Origin of the sequence: Paractinoplanes abujensis (assembly GCF_014204895.1) — a bacterium.
Classification (GTDB): domain Bacteria; phylum Actinomycetota; class Actinomycetes; order Mycobacteriales; family Micromonosporaceae; genus Actinoplanes; species Actinoplanes abujensis.
The window spans coordinates 7,752,699-7,774,068 of the sequence record NZ_JACHMF010000001.1 but is presented as its reverse complement, the minus strand read 5'-3'; the positions used below and the strand labels follow the sequence as shown (position 1 = coordinate 7,774,068).

The window sequence follows — 21,370 nt, the reverse complement described above, 5'->3', positions numbered from 1 at the left end:
GTCAGACTGTGGGGGCGGATTTGCGCGCGGTCCAGTCCGTGCTGAGCGGGCGGAAGGCCGGACGGTTCTCCTCGATCCAGGCGTCGATCCGCTCCCACCAGTCGTAGAGCCAGGCCACCCGTTCCTCCTCGCCGGTGGGCACCTCTTCCGGCGGTACGCTCCAGAACTTCATCACGAGCCGCTTGTCCATGGGCAGCTCCTGCCACACGTCGGCCACCGTCAGCATCCGGTCGAGCCCGGTGTGGGCCACGAAGATGACCCCGGCGTCGGGTGCGGCGTCGATTGCTGAGAACAGGCCACCCGGTTTCGGGGGCAGCACGTGCCGCAGGTTTTCGGCCCGTTCGGCCGCGTCGGCCAGGCCGCGGGCCCGCAGGCGGGCGATCGCGCTGGTGCGGCGGCGCGGGGTGAAGTTGCCGCCCTCCGGGAAGATCACGAAGGCGTCGTTGTCGTCCAGCCCGTCCGCGGTCTCGCCGATCTGCTGCTCCAAAGTGGAGGTGCCGGTACGGCCGGGTGTGATGAACCGGTTGGGCAGCCGGTTGAGCAGCACGTCGACGGCCGGGTCCCACTGCAGGGTGGCTTTGAGCACGATCCGCGGTTCGCGCTGGAACCAGTTGGTGAGCGCGTGGATCAGGATGAACGAGTCACCCGGCCCGGCGTGCCGGCTGACCACGATCTCGGGCCGTCCGGGCAGCGCGGTGTCGGGGTCGGTGCCGACCACGTCGACGGTCAGGTGCAGCGCCCATTTGGCGAACCAGAACAGGATGGCCAGGAACTTGCCGGTCACGACGTAGTGCGCGCGCTGGAACCACGGGCTGCGGATCTTGGCGCCGAACCCGGAGGCGACCCAGAGGACGGCCAGGACCACGAGCGCGGCCGCGTCCCAGACCAGGTACAGGATGGCCGCCAGCACGAGCCGGGGCACCCGCAGGTGGCCGGGGACCAGCGGCGAGGCCAGCAGCGCGAGCACCAGCCAGACGGGGACCGTGATCAGCAGGGCGGTGGCCAGCACGACCACCGCGGGCGCGATGAGCAGGCGGCGGACCCAGATCGGGGGCAGCGGCATCAGAGTACGTCCGGCCCGGGTTGCGGCGGCACGTTGGCCGCCAGGTAGCGGCGGGACGCGGTGTAGGCGCGGCTGATCCGGCGGCCTACGGCGGCCATGTCGCGATACGCCCAGGGACTGTCGTCCCGGCTTTCGCCGCCACCCGTGGGGAGCACGTGCACCCTCACATCGTCGGGCAGCGACGCAAGTTCGCGGGCGAACCGGTGCCGCCGGGCGATCTCGAAGGCCACCTGTGCCACCTCCCAGGGCCGGCGGGGCACGCTCAGCGTACGTTCGACCCGGCCCACCTGCAGCACGAAGATCAGCTGAGCGCCGAGCCCGACGGCCTCGCCGATCGGGATCGAGTTGACGATGCCACCGTCCACATAGTGCTCGCCCGCGATCTCCATCGGCGGCAGCAGGCCGGGCACGGCCGACGAGGCCAGCACCGCGTCGACCAGGGGGCCGCTGTCGAACCAGTGCTCGGCGGCCCGTTCGATGCTCGCGGCGCAGCAGTGGAACGGCACTTTGAGGTCGGCGAACGTGGTCTGCTCGCCCAGTTCCGCCTCGAGCAGCCGGCGCAGCGGGAGCGGCGAGTGCAGGTGGGTGCGGGCGGCGAAGCGGCGCAGCTGGCGGCCGATCGAGTCGCCGTAGACGGTGGCCGCCTCGGGTGAGGTCCAGAGCCGTACGAGGCGCTGGGTGACGGCCTCGCTGGGGTCCGTCGCGACCAGGGCGCCGTTGACCGCCCCGATCGAGGTGCCGACCACGACGTCGGGCCGGAAGCCCGCCCGGAACAGGGCGCGCAGCATGCCCACCTCGACGGCGCCGAGCACGCCCCCGCCGCCGAGCACGAACGCCACCGGACTGTTGACCATGACTTCATGGTTTCACGAGTTTCGTGGGATCATCTCGCGGTGCCTGTTACCCGCCGCGCCCTGATCCTCGCCACCGGCGGCGCCGCCGTGCTCGCCGGCTGCGGCAGGCCCGGTTCCTCGGCCTGGGCGGAACCCGCGGGTGGGGCCGGGGGCGCGCAGGCTGCGCAGACCACCGTGCCGTCCACGGCGTCGGTTTCGGCGTCGGCGTCGGCCGCGCAGGTACGCACGGTCCTCACGAAATACCTCAAACCCACTCCGGACAACCCCAAGCATCCCGGGTACGCCGGTGCGGTCGCGCACGTGTTGCAGGACAACCGCACGTTGCTGACCGTCAACGTGGGCCATGCCCTGCGCTACAAGGCGGGCCCGGTCGAGCTGCCGGCCGCGCAGCGGGTCGCCATGCGGACGAACTCGATCTTCGATCTGGCCTCGATCACGAAGGTCTACACGGCGATCCTCGTGCTGCAGCTCGTCGACCAGGGCAAGGTCGACCTGAACGCGCCGGTTCGTCGCTATCTGCCGGAGTTCACGGGCACGGGCAAGGACAAGATCACAGTGGCCATGCTGCTGGCGCACACGAGCGCGCTGCCGGTCGGGGCCAAAGTCACCGGCTTCCGTACGAACGCCGAGCGCTGGCGGTCGGTGATGACGACGCCACTCGTCAAGGGCGGGGTGCCGGGCACGACGTTCCGCTATTCGAGCGTCGGGCTCATGGTGCTGGGCCGGCTCGTCGAGAAGCTGACCGGCAAGACCCTCGACAAGGTGCTGGCCGACCGGATCACGACGCCGCTCGGCCTCAAGGACACCGGGTTCCTGCCACTGAAGTGGGTGAAGGACAAGTCCCGCCTGGTCGCAACCGACGCCCGCTCGTCCCGGGGCCTGCTGCGCGGCACGGTGCACGACGACGTGGCCAACCACCTGGGCGGCGTGGCCGGGCACGCGGGCGTGTTCAGCACGGCCCGCGAGGTCGCGGTGCTCGGCCAGATGCTGCTCAACGGCGGCACGTACGGCGGTAAGCGGATCCTGTCGGCCGCCGTCGTCGCGCAGATGCTGACGAACGTCAACAAGGGCAAACCGGCCGTCGATGCGGAGCGCCCGCGCCGGAGTGCCGATCACGGCCTGGGCGTCGAGATGAATCAGCCGTGGTTCATGGGCAAGCTCGCCTCACCGGCCGCCTTCGGCCACACCGGCTTCGCGGGCACGTCCCTGCTGGTGGTCCCGGCTCGCAAACAGGTGATCGTGCTGCTCACGAACCGCGCCCACCCGAACTGGTCCTGGTCCAACCCGGACACTCACCGCGTCGCGCTGCACAACGTCCTGGCGGCTTGACGCTTCGGCTTTGCCCGCAACCATTTACGCAGGTCGCCCGGGTGGGTTTCGCGTTCTGGACGCGTCAGCGGCCAGCGAAACCCACCCGGGCCCCCGCGGGAGCGACGGTCCGTACCCACCACCCCGCGAGGACATCCGGATTTTGACTTTTCAGGCGATCGCTTTCAGGTACGCGCCGTTCTGGTTCTGGAATTCGTAGCCGTAGAACTTGTCCCAGTTGATCGACCAGGTCATCAGGCCGCGGAAGTTCGGGTTGGTCCCGCTGCGCAGCGTGTACGAGCCGCAGTTGGTGTTGCGGATCAGGCAGTTGACGGCCTGCTGGATCGCCGACGGCGCGACGTACCCGTTGCCCGCGCTGACCGACGACGGGGCGCCGAACGCGATCTGGTCCTCCCGCAGCCCCGGGAACACGTTGGCGGTGTTGCCCGCGACGGGGAAGCCGGCCAGCAGCATGTCGGTCATGGCGATGTGGAAGTCCGCGCCGCCCATGGAGTGGTACTGGTTGTCCAGACCCATGATCGAGCCCGAGTTGTAGTCCTGGACATGCAGCACGGTGATGTCGTTGCGCAGCGCGTGGATCACCGGCAGGTACGAGCCGGCGCGCGGGTCCTGGCCACCCCACGGGCCGGAGCCGTAGTACTGGTAGCCGAGCTGCACGAAGAACGTCTCGGGGGCCATGGTGAGCACGAAACCGGCGCCGTAGCGGGCTTTGAGGCTCCTGAGCGCCGAGATCAGGTTGACGATGACCGGGGTGGTCGGGTTCTTGAAGTCGGTGTCGCCGGTGTTGAGCGACAGCGAGTGACCCTCGAAGTCGATGTCCACACCGTCCAGGCCGTACTCGTCGATGATGGCGCTGACCGAGCTGACGAACTTGTCCCGCGCGGCGGTCGTGGTCAGCTGGACCTGGCCGTTCTGCCCGCCGATGGAGAGCAGCACCTTCTTGCCGGCGTTGCGCTTGGCCCGGATGGCGGCGATGAAGTCGGCCTTGCTCTCGACGCCCGGGCACTCGGCGGCCGGGCACAGCGTGAATCGAATGTCACCCGAGGTCACCGAGGTCGGTTCGCCGAACGCGAGGTTGATGATGTCCCAGTTGGCGGGGACGTCGGCCATCCGCACGTAACCGGAGCCGTTGGCGAAGCTGGAGTGCAGGTAGCCGATCAGCGCGCGCTTGGGGAGGCCGGTGTTGGGCGGCGTGGTCGTCGGCGGCGTGGTCGGGGGTGTCGTGGGGGGAGTTGTCGGGGGCGTGGTGGGCGGGGTCGTCGGGGGTGTGGTGGGCGGCGTGGTCGGGGGTGTGGTGCCGCCGCAGGTGCCGTTGTCGATCCAGACGTCCCACTGTCCGCTGTGGGTCGACGGGGCCTCGTTCTGGGTCCACCACTTGGCGGTGTAGTTGCGGCCGTTCTGCGAGGCCACGTTGTCCTTGACGTAGGTGGCAGTGGCGCTCCAGGCCGGTGCGCAGGCGGCCGCCGCGCTGGCGCTGGAGGCGAGGTAGACGGTGCCACCACCAGCCGCGAGTACCGCGGTCATGGCGAAGATCATCGATCGGCGCATGACCAGAGTATGAATACTGTTAAGTTTATTTGTAAATAGCGTCACACCTATCGTGCGCCGCAGGAAGATCCGGCGGGGGCCGGCAGCCCGCGGGCGGTCGCCTCCTCGAAGCGTTCCCACGCGGCCCGCGTGAAGGGATGGACGCCGTCGAGAATCAGGTCGGCGACCTGCCGAGCCTCGTCGCGGGTCTGAGCCGCCTCGGCCGGGGTGACCCCACCCCCGACCGACTACGTCGTCGAGTTCGTCGTCGTCGGCAAAGCCGACGGACCGAGGATCGTCCGGCCGGTGCCAAAGGTCGAGTTCGAGATCGACGAAGCTCCACACGCCTTCGGGACGGAACAGCCAGGAGCCGGTCTCGTCGTCGCCGAGATGGTAGACGAGCCAGCTGCCCTCGTTGCCGTTGAGCTTGTCCTTGACGAGCTTGCGGACGCGGGGCGCGCCCAAGGTCAGCTGCCCGGGTGCAGCCAGGCGGCGCGGTCCAGGAAGCCGTCGCCGTTGTCGTCGAACATGCGCTTCTCGAAGACGCCGTCGCGGTCCTTGTCGTAGTCGGCGTAGTCGACCCGGTTGTCGAGGTCGAGGTCGGTGCCGATGAAGTCGGCGCGGCCGTCGTCGTCGAGGTCGACCAGGATGTCCACGCCGCCGTCGAGGCGGCCGCGATAGGTGGCCTCGTCGAGGGTGCCGTCGCCGTCGGCGTCGACCTCGTTGTCGTAGCCCTTCGGCGGGGGCGGGGACAACTCGGCGTCCAGGGCGCCCACCGCCTCGGCCACGTTCGCGCCCACGGTGATGTCGGGCAGGCCGTCGAGGTCGTCGGGACGGTCGCCGAAGCCGGTGTGCGCCTCGGCTTCGGTGAGGTTCTCCGTCGTGCGCGCGGCGACCATGCCGGACACCGTGCCGAACTCGGACCAGGCGCCCAGGTCCTCGTAGCCGTCGTTGCGAGCCATGTCCTGACGGTACGTCGTTCAGTCCAGTTCGGGCATCGCCACCGCGTGCGGACGGGGCCGGCACGTGCCGCACTGCACCGCGTCGTCCACCACCAGCGCCTCCGCCCGGCGCCGGGTCTCGGACCGGCTCACCTGCAGCAGGTAGGGGCCGAAGCGGGCGTGTTCGGCGCAGACGCCGCGGCCGCAGAAGCGGCAGCTCGCCCGGGCCGACTCGGCGCAGAACCAGCAGAGCATCGAACCTCCTGACGAAGGGGGCCGCTCCCCATCAGTTCGGCGCTGTCGACCCCTGCTCCGGCCCCGGCGGCGGGGTCTCCTCCGGCGGCGGGGCGGTGGTGGCGGGCGGCGTCGTGGCGGGCGGCGCGGTGGTCCTGGGCGGGGTCTGGGTGGGCGCCGGCGGCCGGGTGGTCGCGGGCGGCGTGGTGGGACGCGTCGTCGGGCGGATCGTGGGGGCGGTGGTGGGGTCGTCGTCGGGCTGTCCCGGATCGTTGCCATCGCCGGGATCATCGGTCTGTGACGGTGTAGTCACAGTATCGGTAGGAGTGGGCGTCGCGCTCGGGGCGATCGTCGGATTGATCGATTCCGAATCGGACGGTAGGGGCTCCTCGCTCGGCAGCGGTTCGGGGCTGCTGGACGGGGGCGCCTCCACCGGAGTGCCGTCCGCGCACCCCAGCGACTTGCCGGCGACCTCGCTGGTCTTGCCGTCGACGGCGACCGTGCCGGACGAGACGATCACCGTCGCCGGTTCGATCTGATACCAGGCCGCGCCGGTGTTGGTCACCGTGCCCTGGCTGCGGTCCACGGTCAGGGCGAGCGGCTTGTACGCCCCGCTGGTGCTGCCGGTGCCGGCGAGCACGCGGCCGGTCTGCAGCGAGATGGTCGCCTTGGGGGCCTGGTCACGGCCGCCGCCGGTGCTGAGGCGGCCGATGCCGACCCGGGTGTTGGCGCAGAGCAGGGTCGTCGCCCCGCCCGCGAAGGTGAGCGTGGCCGAGGCCCGGGACGGCACCTCGATCACCTCGCCCTGGTCGAGGTAGCGCCGCGCGCCCTCGCCGAGGTTGGCCGGTGCGCCGTCGAAGGTGGCGGTGACCAGGCCCTGGTCGATCGAGAGGAGCACCCGGTCGGCGGGCATCTCGGCCCACGCCGGGCCGGGCCGGAACGACAGGCCGGTGAGGAACAGGGCCGTGGTCAGCAGCACGACCACCAGCCACGTCAGCACCCGCTCGAACCGGCGGTCGGCCTCAGGGTTGTCGTGGCCGTCGGGCGGGCCGGGCGGAATGGTCAGCGGCGGGTAGGCCGCACCGCGCGGGGAGCCGGGGCGCAGCGACCCCTTGGCCGTGACGACGGGCATCGGCGAGCCGGGCCGGTGGGTGGCGCCCACCAGCGGTGGCAGATCGGAGGCGTCGGGCAGGACCCACAGCCGTACGGGGGTGATGGTCTGGGCCACCATGCCGGGGCTGCCGTCGCCGACCGGGCCGACCAGGGTGCCGCGGCGCAGCTCGACGCCGTCGGGCAGGGCGATCACACCGGACTCGACCACCACCGCATGGGTGGGGCCGGGCAGGATCACCGGCGCGCCCGGGTCCAGATCGACCGGGTGGGCCGAAGCGATCAGGGCGAGCCGCTGATCGGTGGCCAGGCCGGCCAGCGCGGGGGTGTCGGCGAACAACGCCTCGGCCTCGGCCCGGTCGTGCGGCGGCGGACCGGGCAGGGGGCCGACCACGGTGGCCACGGTGGCGGTCGGGATCGACAGCAGGGTCGTGCCGGCGGTGTGCCAGTCGAGCTGGGTGGACCGGCCGGTGACCGCGTTGACCAGGCCGACCACGGCGCCGGGGCCGACGTGGTGGCGGATCGTGCCGGGCGGGTCGCCGGGCCGGCGGGCCTCCAGCGCGCCCTCCACAACCACGTAGACGGCTTGCTGGGCGGCGCCGGCCAGGACGATCTGGCGGCCGGTCGGCGGGTGCATCCAGCGGGCCCGGGAGGCCAGGCCCTGCAGTGCGGGTTCGGGCAGGCCGCCGAGGTCGGAGGCGCGCAGCGCGGCCAGGCGGCGCGGACTGTCGGCCTCGCGGTCGTTCTCGGCACGGCGCAGCCGGGACAGGCCCCACCATCGGGTGAACCGGCCGACGAGGAAGTAGACGATCGGGGCGGCCAGGCCGAGCGTGATGGCCACCAGCAGCAGGGCGCCGGTGACACCCTCGTGCCACAGGCCGGTGGCCACGCCGGAGAGCCTGTCCTCCCAGAGGCGGACGGCCACGTTGGCCGCAGCGGCCAGCCAGCAGACGGCCAGGAAGCCGTACAGGGCGATGAGGCGGCCCTCGCGGTCGAGCTTGCCCCACTGCGGCGGACGGCCCCGCAGGCGCCCGCCCACCCAGGCCAGCGCCCGGTTGCGCAGCTGCGGCACCTCCAGCCAGTTCATCAGCAGGTATTGCCCGTCGAGCGGGAGCAGCGGGCTGAGGTGCACGAACGCGCTCAGGTAGCAGAGGAACGCGAGCTTGAAGGCCAGGTCGGCGGTCGCGGGCAGGGCCAGCCCGGCCAGTTGGGCCAGCCCGGCCAGCAGCAGCGCGCTGAGCGGCCCGGCCGCCGAGGCCAGCATGCGGGCGCGGCGCCCGGCCATCCAGACGTCGCTGGTGTCGACGAACAACGACGGCAGTCCGAACCAGACGAGGAACCCGGCGGCGGGCACCTCACGGCCGGCGTGTTTGGCCGCCATCGCGCGGGCGTATTCGCGGACGACCACGACGACGACGTTGAGCAGGATCAGGGTGAGCGCGCCGTACAGGTAGGAATCGCCGGTCAGGAACAGCGAGCGGCTGCCCCGCGTCCAGGTGGCGACGAACAGGCCCAGGCCGAGCACGCCGAGCACGGCGGTGAGGATGCCGACGACCTTGTTGAAGAACAGCCGCCCGCCCGCGCGGTAGAGCACCGAGACCAGGCTGTCGACGTTGAGCAGCAGCATGCGGCGGCCCCGGGCGGCGGCCAGCAGCGAATTGCCGACCCGCTCCCCCACCGGTTTGCGCCGCAGCTCCTGCAGCGGACGGAACGCGTCCATCGGCAGTTCGTCGAGCATGCGATTGCCGGCCAGGTCGGCCACCACACGGCGGACCTGGTCGGGGGCGAGCCGGCCGGCGATGCGGGCGAACTCGGCGACCAAACGGGCCACCGTGTGCTCGCCGTCCATCAGCAGCGCGAGCTCCCACTCCTCGGGAGTCAGCCGCAGATAGCTGGCGCGCTCACCGTCGTCGGGCGAGCGCAGCATGATGTAGTCGCCCCCGCGGGCGCTGGTGAGCTGCACGTATTCCACGCCGGCGCGGAGCACGGGGCGGGCGCTGGTGGGATTGAGGCGGTCGACGACCGCGCCCCACAGCCCGGGATCGGCGGGGCCGGAGGGCTCACCGGGGGCGCGACCCGCCAGCGCTTCCCACACGTTCCCGCGGGTCTCGACGTAGGTCAACCTGGTGCCTCTCACTGCCGGGGTACCGCCGATGGCGAATGGAGATTAGGCGGTTTGCCTGCGCGATGGCGAGTCCCGGCGGGGGAAAAGCGCGGATTCCTCCGTAAGTCGGAGATTAGCGCCGAACAAACGTACGGCGGGCGGCGTGACAACCCCCTTGTCACACCACCCGCCGCAGCGTTCCTTACTGGGCCTCGGCCAAAGTGACCGTGACCTGCTTCTTCTCACCGCCGCGGGTGAAGTCCAGCGTCATCTTCTGACCGACCGCGCCGGACTGGACCGCCGCCACCAGGTCGTCGGAGTCACCGATGTTCTTGCCGTCGGCCGAGGTGATCACGTCACCCTGCTCGAGCCCGGCCTTGGCCGCCGCGCTGTTCGGCGTGACCTGGCTCACCAGGGCGCCACCGTTCTCGGCCTCGGTCACGCTGACCCCGAGCGCCGGGTGGCTGACCTTTTTGCCCGCCATCAGGTCGTCGACCACCTGCTTGGCCTTGTCGCTGGGGATCGCGAAGCCCAGGCCGATGTTGCCCGTGCCCTGGCCCTGGGTGGCGATGGCCGAGTTGATGCCGATGATCTCGCCGTTGGTGTTGACCAGGGCCCCGCCCGAGTTGCCGGGGTTGATCGGGGCGTCGGTCTGCAGCAGGCCCGACATCGTGGTCGTGGCGCCGCCCTGCTGCTGCGAGCCGAACGGGCTCTCCTGCTGGCCGCCGCCGTCGCTGCCGGACTGGATCGTGCGGTCCTTGGCGCTGACGATGCCCGCCGTGACCGAGCCTTCCAGGCCGAGCGGGCTGCCGATCGCCAGCACGGTGTCGCCCACCTGCATCTTGGCGCTGCTGCCGAAGGTGGCCGGCTTGAGGTCGGAGACCCCGGTGACCTTGACGACGGCCAGGTCGGTGCGCTCGTCGGTGCCGACGATCGACGCGCTGGCCTTCTTGCCGTCGGCGAAGATCACGGTGACCTTGTCGGCCTGGGCGCCCGCCACCACGTGGTTGTTGGTCACGATGTAACCGTCGCCCGAGATCACGACGCCGGAGCCCTCGCCGCTGCCGGTGGTGATCGAGACGACGCTGTCCTGCACGGCCGCGGCGATCTGGGCCAGCGACGAGCGGTCGACCACGCGGGTGACCGAGGAATTGCCGGTCTGCACCGCGGGCGACGCGCCGTCGTCGTCGAAGGCGAGCGCGGTGGCCGCGCCGACCCCGCCCGCGCCCAGCGCGATCAGTACCGCGGCGGCGCCGGCCACGAAGATCTTGCGGCCACGACCGGGGTTGCGCTGCGGCTGCTGGTCGACCGGCAGGGCCCAGGCGGGCTGGCCGTCGGCCGTCGGGGTCCAGGGCTGGCCCTCGGTGCCGAGCGGCTGCGTCTGGGTCTGGGTCTGCGCCCATCCGGGGTTGTAGGCGGCATGCTGCTGGCCGTAGCCGGGCTGCTGACCGTAACCGGGATAGGGCTGCTGGTAGCCCGGCTGCTGCCAGGGCGACTGGTGCGGCCACTGAGCACCGGGCGGACCCGTCACCGGAACACCGGACTGCGGGGCGGCCTGGGGGACGCCGGACTGCGGAACACCCGATTGGGGGGCTGCCTGGGGAGCGCCGCCCGGCTGGGGAGCGCTCGACACCGGCCGGGCCCACTGGGGGGCCTGCGGCGCCGCCGGCTGCGGGGCAGCGGCGGGCAGCGCGGCGGTCGGCTGCTCAGACTGTCCCCGCTCCGGGCTGCTGCTCTCAGAGGAGGCGTCCGCGGGTCGCGGGTCGGTCTCGTTCTCGTTCATGCCCACAACCTTGCCCCGTACCTCTCGGACCGACCTGTGTCAGGCCTGGATGTTTTCTGTGAAGCCTTTATCCGCATTTAGGGTAGGCAAAGACACGCGGAACGTGGCTCCCTGCCCTGGTTCGCTGATCACCTCGACGGTTCCTTGGTGCGACCTGACGATTGCCGCCACGATCGCCAGGCCCAGCCCCGTGCCGGTGGCGGCGCGCTCGGTGTTGCGGGTGCGGGCCTCGTCGGCGCGGTAGAACCGCTCGAACACGTGTTCCTTCTGCTGCGGCGAGAGCCCGGGCCCGGTGTCGGACACCTCCACCACCGCGCGGTCGCCCGACTCGGCGTAGAGCCGCAGCGTGATCGTGGCCTCGGCCGGGGTATGGACCAGCGCATTGGTCATCAGGTTACCGATCACCTGGCGCAGCCGGGCGTCGTCGCCGTACGCCACCAGCTGCTCGGGCTGGTCGCGGACCTCGAGCTCGATCGTGCGCTCGGGGGCGGTCGCCTCGGCCGCCTGCACCGCGTCGAGCGCGAGCACCGGCAGCTCGACCGGGCCCAGCGTGAGCGGGCGCTCGCGGTCGAGCCGGGCCAGCAGCAGCAGATCCTCCACGAGCAGGCCCATCCGGGCCGCCTCGTCCTCGATCCGGCGCACCAGCCGGGCCACGTCGTCGGGGTTGGTCACCGCGCCCTGGCGGTAGAGCTCGGCGAAGCCGCGGATGGTGGTCAGCGGCGTGCGCAGCTCGTGCGAGGCGTCGGCCACGAACTGCCGCATCTTGCCCTCGGACTCGACCGCACGGGCCTCGGAGGCCTGCGCGGAGTCGGCCGCCTGCACCGCGACCGCCTCGGCGGCCCGGGCGGCCGCCTCCGACTGCTCGCGCGCGCTGAACGCGGCCTCGATCTGGGCCAGCATCGCGTTGAGGGCCTTGGCCAGCCGGCCCAGCTCGGTCTGGGGTTCGCCGTCGTGCGCTTCCGGATCGGGCACGCGCTGGGTCAGATCACCGGCCCCGATCGCCGCCGCGGTCCGTTCTATCTGCAGCAACGGCACCAGGCTCTGCCGCACGATGGCGGCCCCGATCGAGGCCAGGGCGATCAGCACGCCCACGCCGACCAGCAGGTCGACCCAGACCATCTGGTTGACCGCCAGGCCGATCACCGAGAGCTTCTCGCCGACCTGGATGACCGAGCCCCACTGGTCGATGACGACCACGACCCGCCACACGACCTTGCCGCTCGGCGAACGCACCGTGTACGGCTCGCCGAGCAGCGGGTTGACCACGTCGGAACCCTTGACCAGGGGCGGGGTGTCCTCGGGGCCGAGGTCGGGGTCGCCCACCACCGGCGGGTCCGGCCGCACCCCGTCGATGCTGCTGGACGAGACGTAGTAGTCGCTCGGCACGGGGATCTCGGAACCCTGGCGCGCCTTGGCGATCGTCGCCGCGTAGATCGACAGCGACGTGTCGAGCCGGTCGAGCAGGTAGTTGTGCAGCGCGTACGTGCTGGCGGCGCTGATCGCGGTCAGCGCCGCGAACACCAGGATGAGGACGGACGCCACCAGCTTGATGCGCAGCGACACCTTACGCAGGCTGGGCTGCGGCGGGATCGAGGCGCGGACCCGCTCGGTGAGCGTCACGGCGGGGGGCTCAGACGGCGGGTTTGCGCAGCACGTAGCCCACGCCGCGCAGCGTATGGATCAGCCGGGGCTGCACGTTGTCGACCTTGCGCCGCAGGTACGAGATGTAGGACTCGACGATGTTGTCGTCGCCGCGGAAGTCGTACTTCCAGACGTGGTCGAGGATCTGCGCCTTGGAGAGCACCCGGTTGGCGTTGAGCATGAGGTAGCGCAGCAGCTTGAACTCGGTCGGCGACAGCTGCACCCGCTGGCCCGCGCGGTAGACCTCGTGCGTCTCCTCGTCGAGCTCGAGGTCGGCGAAGACCAGGCGGGACGGCTCGTCGTCGCCCTGGGTCGTGCGGCGCAGCACGGCCCGGATGCGTGCGGTCAGCTCCTCGAGGCTGAAGGGCTTGGTGACGTAGTCGTCGCCGCCCAGGGTGAGGCCCCGGATCTTGTCGTCGGTGCCGTCCCGGGCGGTCAGGAAGACCACGGGGGTGCGCTGGCCGCCCTCGCGCATGAGCCGGATGACCTCGAAACCGTCGAGGTCGGGCAGCATGACGTCGAGCACGACGAGGTCGGGGGTGGTGTTCTTCGCCGCGCTGACCGCCGCGCTGCCGCTCGTCGCGGTGCTCACGTCGAAGCCGGCGAAGCGGAGACTGGCGGAGAGCAGCTCGAGGATGTTCGCGTCGTCCTCGACGACGAGCAGTTTCGCCTCGCTCTGCTTGGGCTGGGTCTGAGCGGCCATGGCACCCAGTATTTATCAGCCCGCTGCAGCCCGGCTGCACGGAAGCTGAAAGTTTTCTGTAAAGACTCTCAGGCGCTCAGGCCGCGAGACGGTACCCGCCGACTCCCATCGAGGCCTGCGCGGCGCGGGCCAGCACACGGCGGTCGGCCCCGGGCACCGGGCGCAGCGCGGGCGCGCTGACCAGGGTCACCGTCAGCGACCGTAGCGCGGCGACCCGGCGTACGGAATCGAAGAGGGTGTCGTCGCCGATGAAGGCGGCCGCCGTGGAGTCGTAGTTGATCGAGACCGGCACCACGGGGGCGCCCGCGTCCACCGCCGCCTGGAACAGCGCCGGGCGGAACCGGCCCTGGTTGGCGCCGCAGAACGTGGTGCCCTCGGGGAACGCGGCCACCGTGCGGCCCGAGCGCAGCGCGGCGGCCACTTCGCCGACGGTGCCGGGCAGCGACTTCGGGCGGGAACGGTCGATGAAGATCGCTCCGGACAGGCCCGCGAGCACCCCGATGCCGGGCCACGCGCCGACCTCGCCCTTGGCCACCAGACGCACCGGCGTGACCGCCGTCAGCACCAGGATGTCGAGCCAGGAGACGTGGTTGGCGACCAGCAGGCTGCCCGGCTTGAGGGCCGGCCCGCGCCGCACCAGCCGGACGCCGAGCACCCGCAGCATCGCGCGGGCCACGCCGCGCAGGGCCAGCCCGCGCAGCAGGGGCACGACGAGCAGACCACCGACGAGCACGACGGCCAGGGCGACCATGCGCAGCGTGCCCACGCCCGGGGTGACGTGCCGGTCGGCGCCGTCCCGGCAGTGGTCGCCACAACCCGAGACCGGCTGCCACAGCCCGGTCAGCACACCGCCGCCGATCATCGCTGCGCTCCGAGGAAGTGGCGGCGGTAGCGCGGGTCCATCCGGTCCATCGAGAACAGCACGTAGAAGTCGGCGCAGTTGAAGTCGGGGTCGTACGCGGGCCGGCCGCAGACCCAGGCGCCGAGCCGCAGGTAGCCCTTGAGCAGCGCGGGCGGCTGCGTCCCGGGGTCGCCGGCCAGTTCGGTGCGGGCCAGCCAGTCGGTGCGCGGGGTGACCCGCATGGTGGGCGGCGACAGGTGCTTGGCCTGCACGCGGGCCCAGACCCCGGCCGCGGTGACGCCGCCGTCGTCCAGCGGCACCGAGGCGCAGCCGGCCAGCCAGCGCAGGTTGTTCAGGTGCAGGTAACGGGCGATGCCGGCCCACATCAGGTTGATCACCGAGCCGCTGCGGTGGTCGGGGTGCACGCACGAGCGGCCGGTCTCGACCAGCTGGTCACGCAGCGGGGAGAGCGCGGACAGGTCGAACTCGCCGTCGCCGTAGCGCCGGCCGGCCCGCTCGGCGGCCTTGGGCGGCAGCATCCGGTAGGTGCCGACCACCGCGCCGGTCGCGTCGTCGCGCACGATCAGGTGGTCGCAGAACTCGTCGAACTCGTCGGCGTCGCGCCCGTCGGCGGTGGCGCCCGGCAGCGAGGCGCCGAGCTCGCCCGCGAACACGTCGTGGCGCAGGCGCTGCGCGGCCTCGACCTGGCTCGGGTCGTCGGCTAGGAGCAGGGTGTAGCCGCTGGTCCCGGTGGGGGCGGCGGCTGTCATGAGAACGGCCATGTGATGTGTGTAAGGGCGACACCTGCCGATGGAATGTCGCGCCAGGAGGCGATTCATGGCTACAACATGAACGGCTTGTGCGAGGGTTCCTCGCATGAGGATTCCGGCCCGGTTCAACGGCCCGCCCACGTCCGGCAACGGGGGGTGGTCGGCGGGCGCGTTCGCCGCCGCGGCCGGGGCCCGGATCGGCGGCCCGGCCCTGGAGGTCACGCTGCGGGTGCCGCCGCCGCTCGACACCACGCTGACGTATGCGGACGGCTCGGTGCGCGACGGCGACACGCTGGTGGCCACCGTGACCGAGGCCGCGGGCGACATCCCAGCCGTCGCACCGGTGGAGCCGGCCACGGCGGTGACGGCGGCCGAGGCGTACGAGGGCTTCACCCATCACCCCTTCCCCACCTGTTACGTCTGCGGGCCGGAGCGCGAGGACGGGCTGCGCATCTTTTCGGGCCCGCTGCCCGACGGGCGGACGGCCGCGCCCTGGGTGGTGCCCGCCGGCGCCGACCTGACCGTGCTGTGGGCCGCCCTGGACTGCCCGGGCGGCTGGACCGCGCTGCGCTCGGGCCGCACCTACGTGCTGGGCCGGATCGCGGTGGCGGCGGACGCGTTGCCCGAGCCCGGGTCGACCTGTGTCGTGGTGGGCGAGGCGATCGAGTTCTCGGGTCGCAAGGCGACGGTGCTCTCGACCCTCTACGACCCCTGTTCTGTGCCGTTGGCGCGGGCCAGGGCCACGTGGATCGCCACCAACTAGTAGGTTGACCTCTCACTCCACGGGGAAGGGGAACTTTTCGATGACCGGGCCAGGCACCGACGAGATCGTCGTCGATCGCCTCACCAAGCAGTACAAGAAACTCCGAGCGGTAGATGATCTGTCGTTCCGCGTCCGCTCAGGCCGGGTGACCGGCTTCCTGGGCCCCAACGGCGCCGGCAAGACCACCACCCTGCGCATGCTGCTCGGCCTGGTCACCCCGACCGCCGGCACGGCCACCTTCGGCAGCCAGCGCTACACCGAGCTCAGCGATCCCGTCCGCAAGGTGGGCGCGGTGCTCGAGGCGTCGAGCGCCCACCGCGGCCGCACCGGCCGCAACCACCTGCGGATGATCTGCCGCGCCTCGGGCCTGCCCGACAGCCGCGCCGACGAGGTGCTCGAGCTGGTCGGCCTGACCCCGGCCGCGAGCCGCAAGTTCAAGGGTTACTCGCTGGGCATGAAGCAGCGGCTGGGCATCGCCGCCGCCATGCTGGGCGACCCGCAGGTGCTGATCCTCGACGAGCCGGCCAACGGTCTCGACCCCGAGGGCATCCGCTGGATGCGTGACCTGCTCAAGTCGCTCGCCGCCAACGGCCGTACGGTGCTGGTCTCCAGCCACCTGCTGGGCGAGATGCAGCTGCTGGCGGACGACGTGGTGATCGTCGCGGCGGGCAAGCTGATCACGCAGGGCCCGGTCGACGAGGTGCTCGGCGGCATGACCGGCGGCGTGCAGGTGCGGGTGCGCACCCCGCAGGCCGAGGCACTGACCGCAGCCCTCTCGGAGCTGAACGCGACAGTCACCCCGGGCCCGGACGGCGCCCTGCTGGTGCACGGCGCCGAGGCCGCCGCGGTGGGCCACGCGGCCTTCACGGCGGGCGTCGAACTGCACGAGCTGCACGCCGAACGCGGCGACCTCGAACAGGTCTTCCTGCAGCTCACGGCCGGAAAGGCGGGCATCCGATGAGTCTGGTCAACGCCGAGCTCTTCAAGGTCCGCACCACCTCGCTGTGGTGGATCATGGGCATCATCCTGCTCCCGCTGTACGCGGCCAGCGTGCTCGCCAACTGGGCCCAGGCCAGCGCGGGCCCCACGCCGTCGGACGTTCCCGACCAGCAGGCCGAGCTGATCGAGGCCGCGAACCTGCCGATCAACGTGGCGACCAACCTCTACACCAGCGGGCAGTACTTCGGCGTGCTGGTGGTCGTGCTGCTCTCGGCCATCATCGTGACCAGTGAGTTCTTCCACCTCACAGCGACCACGACGTTCCTCACGACGCCGCGCCGCGAGTCGGTCATCCTGGCCAAGTTCGGTGCCGCGGCCGTCATCGGCCTGGCCGTCTGGCTGCTCACCACGATCCTCAACCTGATCGTGGTGCCGCTGATCATGAACAACCTCAACCTGGGTTCCCAGCTCGGCGAGCCTGCCGTGTGGCGCGCCATCGGGCTGAACGCGCTGGCCTTCGTGCTCTGGGCGATCCTGGGCGTGGGCGCGGGGGTGCTGATCCGCAGCCAGATCGCGGCGACGCTGATCCTGGCCATCACCTACGTGGTCGGCACCTCGGCCATCGGGTTGATCTTCTTCCTGCTCAGTGAGTACGTGGCCGAGTGGATCAACAACTTCCAGGTGCTCGTGCCGACCACGGCGTCCACGCTGATGATCTCGGGTACTGATCTGCCCGGCAGCCCGCCGCGCTGGGTCGGCGCCGTCGTGCTGATCGGGTACGCGGCTGTGCTGGGCTTCTTCGGCACGTGGCTGACGAAGCGGCGCGACATCAGCTGACGAGAACCGAGGGGAGGATTCGGCTAAGAGGTCACACACTCGACGTGGGAAGATGTTCGCCCGCACCCACGGCGTAGCCTTGAGGCCGAATCCTTCCCGTCCCATGTGACGAAACAGTCGCGTGCTGACAAACATGGTGAAAGAGGCGAACACGGAAGTGTCGACCCAGCAGACTTCGCACGAGAACCCACTCGCGGACTTCGGGCCGAATGAGTGGATCGTCGACGAGATGTACCAGCGCTATCTGGCCGACCCCACCAGCGTCGACCCCGCCTGGCACGACTTCTTCGCCGACTACAAGCCCGCGATGGCCACCGGTTCGATCGTGACGCCCGACGAGGCGAAGGCGGCCAACGCCACCGCTTCGGCGGCCCGCGCCGGCACCGACGCCCCGGCCGCCTCCACGGTCGCCCCGGTCAAGCCGACCGTGCCCACCGAGTCTGCCCAGCCGAAGCCCGCCCCCGCGAAGCCGGCCCCGGCGGCCAAGCCCGCCCCCGCCGCCGCGAACGGGAAGGCCGACGGCGCCAAGGTCACCACGCTCCGCGGCGTCGCCGCCAAGATCGTGCAGAACATGGACGCCTCGCTGGAGGTGCCGACCGCGACGTCGGTGCGCGCTGTGCCCGCGAAGCTCATGGTCGACAACCGCATCGTGATCAACAACCACCTCGCCCGCGGGCGGGGCGGGAAGGTCAGCTTCACCCACCTGATCGGCTGGGCGCTGGTGCGCGCGGTGGCGCAGAACCCCGCCATGAACAACTCGTTCGCCGAGGTCGACGGCAAGCCCGCCATGGTGCAGCCCGAGCACATCAACCTTGGCATCGCCATCGACCTCGCCAAGAAGGACGGCTCGCGCACCCTGGTCGTGCCGTCCATCAAGAACTGCGAGCAGATGGACTTCCGCAAGTTCTGGCAGGCCTACGAGGACGTGGTCCGTCGCGCCCGCCGCAACGAGCTGACCATGGACGACTACTCGGGCACGACGATCTCGCTGACCAACCCGGGCGGCATCGGCACCGTCCACTCCATCCCCCGCCTGATGGCCGGGCAGAGCGCGATCATCGGCGTCGGCGCGATGGAGTATCCCGCGCCCTACGCCGGCATGAGCGACGAGATGCTGACCGACCACGGCGTCTCCAAGGTCACCACGCTGACCAGCACCTACGACCACCGGGTGATCCAGGGTGCGCAGTCCGGCGAGTTCCTCAAGGCCATGCACGAGTTCCTGCTCGGCGAGCACGAGTTCTACGACGAGATCTTCACGTCGCTGCGCATCCCGTACGAGCCGGTCCGCTGGGTGCGGGACGTGGCCCGCACGTCCGAGGGCCAGATCGACAAGGCGGCCCGGGTCGTCGAGCTGATCCACGCGTACCGGGTGCGCGGTCACCTGATGGCCGACACCGACCCGCTCGAGTTCGAGATCCGCCGCCACCCCGACCTCGACGTGCTGCAGCACGGCCTCACGCTGTGGGACCTCGACCGCACGTTCCCGGTCGGCGGTTTCGCCGGCAAGCCGCGTATGCGTCTGCGCGACGTGCTGGGCGTCCTGCGCGACACGTACTGCCGCCGCGTCGGCATCGAGTACATGCACATCCAGGGTCCCGAGGAGCGGCGCTGGATCCAGGACCGCATCGAGATCAAGTACACGAAGCCCGACTCGGACGAGCAGAAGCACATCCTCAACCGGCTGAACGCGGCCGAGGCCTTCGAGACGTTCCTGCAGACCAAGTTCGTCGGTCAGAAGCGGTTCTCGCTCGAGGGCGGCGAGTCGCTGATCCCGCTGCTCGACGCCGTGCTGGAGGCGTCGGCCGAGGCCGGGCTGGACGAGATGGTCATCGGCATGGCCCACCGCGGCCGGCTCAACGTGCTGGCCAACATCGTCGGCAAGCCGTACGAGAAGATCTTCAACGAGTTCGAGGGTCAGATGGACCCGAAGTCGGCCCACGGCTCCGGCGACGTGAAGTACCACCTGGGCCAGACCGGCAAATACACCACGCCCGACGGCGAGCACGCCACGACGGTCAGCGTGGTGGCCAACCCGTCGCACCTGGAGGCCGTCGACCCGGTGCTCGAGGGCATCGTCCGGGCCAAGCAGGACCGCCTCGACCTGGGCCTGCACGGTTACACGGTGCTGCCGGTGCTGGTGCACGGCGACGCCGCGTTCGCCGGCCAGGGCGTCGTGGCCGAGACGCTCAACCTCTCCCAGCTGCGCGGTTACCGCACCGGCGGCACGGTCCACGTGATCGTCAACAACCAGGTCGGTTTCACCACCGCCCCGGAGTACAGCCGCTCGTCGATGTACTCGACCGACGTGGCCCGCATGATCCAGGCCCCGATCTTCCACGTGAACGGCGACGACCCCGAGGCCGTCGTGCGGGTGGCCAAGCTGGCCTTCGAGTACCGCCAGGCGTTCAACAAGGACGTCGTGATCGACCTGGTCTGCTACCGACGCCGCGGGCACAACGAGGGCGACGACCCGTCGATGACCAACCCCCGGATGTACGAGATCATCGACCAGAAGCGCTCGGTGCGGAAGCTCTACACCGAGGAGCTGATCGGCCGGGGTGACATCACCGTGGACGACGCCCAGGAACAGCTGCGCGACTACCAGTCCCAGCTGGAGCAGGTCTTCAAGGCCACCCGCGACGCGGCCGGCACCCCGCCCCGTCCGCGGGTGATCAGCGAGGAGCCCGAGCCCCAGGTCGAGACCGCGGTCGACGCGGCCACCGTCCGCGCGGTCGGCCAGGCGCACGTCGAGCTGCCCGAGGGCTTCACCCCGCACAAGCGCGTGCAGCAGCTGCTCGAGCGGCGGGCCAAGATGGGCACCGAAGGCGGCATCGACTGGGGCTTCGGCGAACTCGTCGCGTTCGGTTCGTTGCTGGCCCAGGGCGTCACCGTCCGGCTCGCCGGGCAGGACTCGCGCCGCGGCACGTTCGTCTCGCGGCACGCCTCCGTGGTCGACGCGCGTACGGGGAAGGACTTTCTGCCCCTCTCCACGCTGACCACCGGCTCGGCCCGCTTCTTCGTGCACGACTCGCTGCTCAGTGAGTACGCGGCGATGGGCTTCGAGTACGGCTACTCGGTCGAGAACCCGGAGGCGCTGGTCCTCTGGGAGGCGCAGTTCGGCGACTTCGTCAACGGCGCCCAGTCGATCGTCGACGAGTTCGTCTCGTCCGGCGAGGTCAAGTGGGGCCAGCAGTCGTCGCTGGTGCTGCTGCTCCCGCACGGCCAGGAAGGCCAGGGGCCCGACCACTCCTCCGGCCGGCCCGAGCGGTTCCTGCAGCTGTGCGCGCAGGACAACATGCGCGTGGCCAACACGACGACCCCGGCCAACTACTTCCACCTGCTGCGCCGGCAGGCCCTGTCGACCAAGCGCAAGCCGCTGGTGGTGTTCTCGCCCAAGTCGCTGCTGCGGCACAAGCTGGCCGTGTCGCAGGTCGCCGACTTCACCCAGGGCACGTTCCAGCCGGTCATCGGCGACGCCGGGATCAACGGCGCGCCGCTCGACGCGGGCTCGGTCAAGCGGGTGCTGCTCTGCTCGGGCAAGGTCTACTACGACCTGTTCCAGGCCCGGGCCGAGCGGGGCATCACCGACACCGCGATCGTCCGGATGGAGCAGATCTACCCGCTGCCCGTCGAGGAGCTGAAGGCAGTGCTGGCCCAGTTCGGAAACGCGGAGGACTTCGTCTGGGTGCAGGAGGAGCCGGCCAACCAGGGCGCCTGGTCGTTCGTCGCACTCAACCTGCTCGAGCACCTCGAAGGTGTCCGGCTGCGGCGCATCTCGCGCCCCGCCGCGGCCGCCCCCGCGGTCGGCTCGGCCAAGCTGCACGAGGCCGAGCAGGCGGCACTGATCGAGGCCGCCCTGCCCCGGCCGTAACTTCTCTGACGAGGGGGCGCTCCGCTGCGGCGGGGCGCCCCCTTTTACTATCCGGGC

The 21,370-nt window shown here is 71.0% G+C and carries 16 protein-coding genes; 5 read left to right on the top strand and 11 right to left on the bottom strand.

Annotation, left to right across the window (positions count from 1 at the left end; translation table 11 throughout):
- Position 1 precedes the first annotated feature (1 nt).
- Together BKA14_RS35805 and BKA14_RS35800 are read right to left on the bottom strand one after the other, a co-directional pair.
- Positions 2-1,063 carry a 1-acyl-sn-glycerol-3-phosphate acyltransferase gene (locus BKA14_RS35805; RefSeq protein WP_184955177.1) on the bottom strand — a complete coding sequence of 354 codons (1,062 nt, stop codon included), beginning with the start codon at positions 1,061-1,063 and terminating at the stop codon, positions 2-4.
- Positions 1,063-1,917 (bottom strand): patatin-like phospholipase family protein, encoded by an 855-nt coding sequence (locus tag BKA14_RS35800; protein ID WP_184955176.1) that lies wholly within the window; start codon positions 1,915-1,917, stop codon positions 1,063-1,065. Before BKA14_RS35800 ends, BKA14_RS35805 begins: the two co-directional genes overlap by 1 nt.
- Before the next feature lie 39 nt (positions 1,918-1,956).
- On the opposite strand from BKA14_RS35800, the gene BKA14_RS35795 reads away from it, so the two are divergent.
- Entirely contained in the window at positions 1,957-3,246 is a 1,290-nt protein-coding gene (locus tag BKA14_RS35795; protein WP_239092562.1) for a serine hydrolase domain-containing protein, read from the top strand.
- A 150-nt stretch (positions 3,247-3,396) separates the two neighbouring features.
- Here BKA14_RS35795 and BKA14_RS35790 read toward each other — a convergent pair whose 3' ends face one another.
- The 9 genes from BKA14_RS35790 to BKA14_RS35750 all read right to left on the bottom strand — a co-directional run bounded on the left by BKA14_RS35790 (position 3,397) and on the right by BKA14_RS35750 (position 14,912).
- Complete coding sequence (locus tag BKA14_RS35790; RefSeq protein WP_184955174.1) at positions 3,397-4,794, bottom strand: chitinase; 1,398 nt, start codon at positions 4,792-4,794, stop codon at positions 3,397-3,399.
- Positions 4,795-5,240: 446 nt separating this feature from the next.
- Positions 5,241-5,735 (bottom strand): hypothetical protein, encoded by a 495-nt coding sequence (locus BKA14_RS35785; RefSeq protein WP_184955173.1) that lies wholly within the window; start codon positions 5,733-5,735, stop codon positions 5,241-5,243.
- 18 nt (positions 5,736-5,753) lie between these two features.
- On the bottom strand, positions 5,754-5,969 hold the full coding sequence (locus tag BKA14_RS35780) for a hypothetical protein (RefSeq protein WP_184955172.1): 216 nt from the start codon (positions 5,967-5,969) through the stop codon (positions 5,754-5,756).
- Positions 5,970-6,000: 31 nt separating this feature from the next.
- Complete coding sequence (locus BKA14_RS35775) at positions 6,001-9,180, bottom strand: cyclic nucleotide-binding domain-containing protein (RefSeq protein WP_184955171.1); 3,180 nt, start codon at positions 9,178-9,180, stop codon at positions 6,001-6,003.
- Between the two features lie 184 nt (positions 9,181-9,364).
- Positions 9,365-10,945, bottom strand: coding sequence for a S1C family serine protease (locus BKA14_RS35770; protein ID WP_184955170.1), 1,581 nt, complete (start codon positions 10,943-10,945; stop codon positions 9,365-9,367).
- A 39-nt stretch (positions 10,946-10,984) separates the two neighbouring features.
- Complete coding sequence (locus BKA14_RS35765; RefSeq protein WP_184955169.1) at positions 10,985-12,565, bottom strand: sensor histidine kinase; 1,581 nt, start codon at positions 12,563-12,565, stop codon at positions 10,985-10,987.
- 10 nt (positions 12,566-12,575) lie between these two features.
- Positions 12,576-13,289 (bottom strand): response regulator transcription factor, encoded by a 714-nt coding sequence (locus BKA14_RS35760; RefSeq protein WP_127497738.1) that lies wholly within the window; start codon positions 13,287-13,289, stop codon positions 12,576-12,578.
- A gap of 76 nt (positions 13,290-13,365) precedes the next feature.
- Positions 13,366-14,151, bottom strand: a complete 786-nt coding sequence (locus BKA14_RS35755; protein WP_184955168.1) for a lysophospholipid acyltransferase family protein — start codon at positions 14,149-14,151, stop codon at positions 13,366-13,368.
- Positions 14,148-14,912 (bottom strand): GNAT family N-acetyltransferase, encoded by a 765-nt coding sequence (locus BKA14_RS35750; protein WP_184955167.1) that lies wholly within the window; start codon positions 14,910-14,912, stop codon positions 14,148-14,150. The genes BKA14_RS35755 and BKA14_RS35750 overlap by 4 nt, the downstream gene beginning before the upstream one ends.
- 94 nt (positions 14,913-15,006) lie before the next feature.
- Between BKA14_RS35750 and BKA14_RS35745 the strand changes: the two genes are divergently transcribed.
- The 4 genes from BKA14_RS35745 (at position 15,007) to BKA14_RS35730 (ending at position 21,313) form a co-directional block, all read left to right on the top strand.
- Entirely contained in the window at positions 15,007-15,663 is a 657-nt protein-coding gene (locus tag BKA14_RS35745) for a hypothetical protein (protein WP_184955166.1), read from the top strand.
- Positions 15,664-15,703: 40 nt separating this feature from the next.
- Complete coding sequence (locus BKA14_RS35740; RefSeq protein ID WP_184955165.1) at positions 15,704-16,624, top strand: ABC transporter ATP-binding protein; 921 nt, start codon at positions 15,704-15,706, stop codon at positions 16,622-16,624.
- Entirely contained in the window at positions 16,621-17,439 is an 819-nt protein-coding gene (locus BKA14_RS35735; protein WP_184955164.1) for an ABC transporter permease, read from the top strand. The genes BKA14_RS35740 and BKA14_RS35735 overlap by 4 nt, the downstream gene beginning before the upstream one ends.
- Before the next feature lie 157 nt (positions 17,440-17,596).
- Positions 17,597-21,313: a multifunctional oxoglutarate decarboxylase/oxoglutarate dehydrogenase thiamine pyrophosphate-binding subunit/dihydrolipoyllysine-residue succinyltransferase subunit gene (locus BKA14_RS35730; protein ID WP_184957158.1), complete on the top strand. Its 3,717-nt coding sequence runs from the start codon at positions 17,597-17,599 to the stop codon at positions 21,311-21,313.
- The last annotated feature ends 57 nt before the right edge of the window (positions 21,314-21,370 follow it).

What these genes read in the sequence shown, in the direction of transcription:
- BKA14_RS35745 (WP_184955166.1), top strand. Translation starts at nt 15,007, where the DNA reads ATGAGGATTCCGGCCCGGTTCAACGGCCCGCCCACGTCCGGCAACGGG.
- BKA14_RS35770 (WP_184955170.1), bottom strand. Translation starts at nt 10,945, where the DNA reads ATGAACGAGAACGAGACCGACCCGCGACCCGCGGACGCCTCCTCTGAG.
- BKA14_RS35780 (WP_184955172.1), bottom strand. Translation starts at nt 5,969, where the DNA reads ATGCTCTGCTGGTTCTGCGCCGAGTCGGCCCGGGCGAGCTGCCGCTTC.
- BKA14_RS35805 (WP_184955177.1), bottom strand. Translation starts at nt 1,063, where the DNA reads ATGCCGCTGCCCCCGATCTGGGTCCGCCGCCTGCTCATCGCGCCCGCG.
- BKA14_RS35790 (WP_184955174.1), bottom strand. Translation starts at nt 4,794, where the DNA reads ATGCGCCGATCGATGATCTTCGCCATGACCGCGGTACTCGCGGCTGGT.
- BKA14_RS35740 (WP_184955165.1), top strand. Translation starts at nt 15,704, where the DNA reads ATGACCGGGCCAGGCACCGACGAGATCGTCGTCGATCGCCTCACCAAG.
- BKA14_RS35735 (WP_184955164.1), top strand. Translation starts at nt 16,621, where the DNA reads ATGAGTCTGGTCAACGCCGAGCTCTTCAAGGTCCGCACCACCTCGCTG.
- BKA14_RS35800 (WP_184955176.1), bottom strand. Translation starts at nt 1,917, where the DNA reads ATGGTCAACAGTCCGGTGGCGTTCGTGCTCGGCGGCGGGGGCGTGCTC.
- BKA14_RS35750 (WP_184955167.1), bottom strand. Translation starts at nt 14,912, where the DNA reads ATGGCCGTTCTCATGACAGCCGCCGCCCCCACCGGGACCAGCGGCTAC.
- BKA14_RS35760 (WP_127497738.1), bottom strand. Translation starts at nt 13,289, where the DNA reads ATGGCCGCTCAGACCCAGCCCAAGCAGAGCGAGGCGAAACTGCTCGTC.
- BKA14_RS35785 (WP_184955173.1), bottom strand. Translation starts at nt 5,735, where the DNA reads ATGGCTCGCAACGACGGCTACGAGGACCTGGGCGCCTGGTCCGAGTTC.
- BKA14_RS35755 (WP_184955168.1), bottom strand. Translation starts at nt 14,151, where the DNA reads ATGATCGGCGGCGGTGTGCTGACCGGGCTGTGGCAGCCGGTCTCGGGT.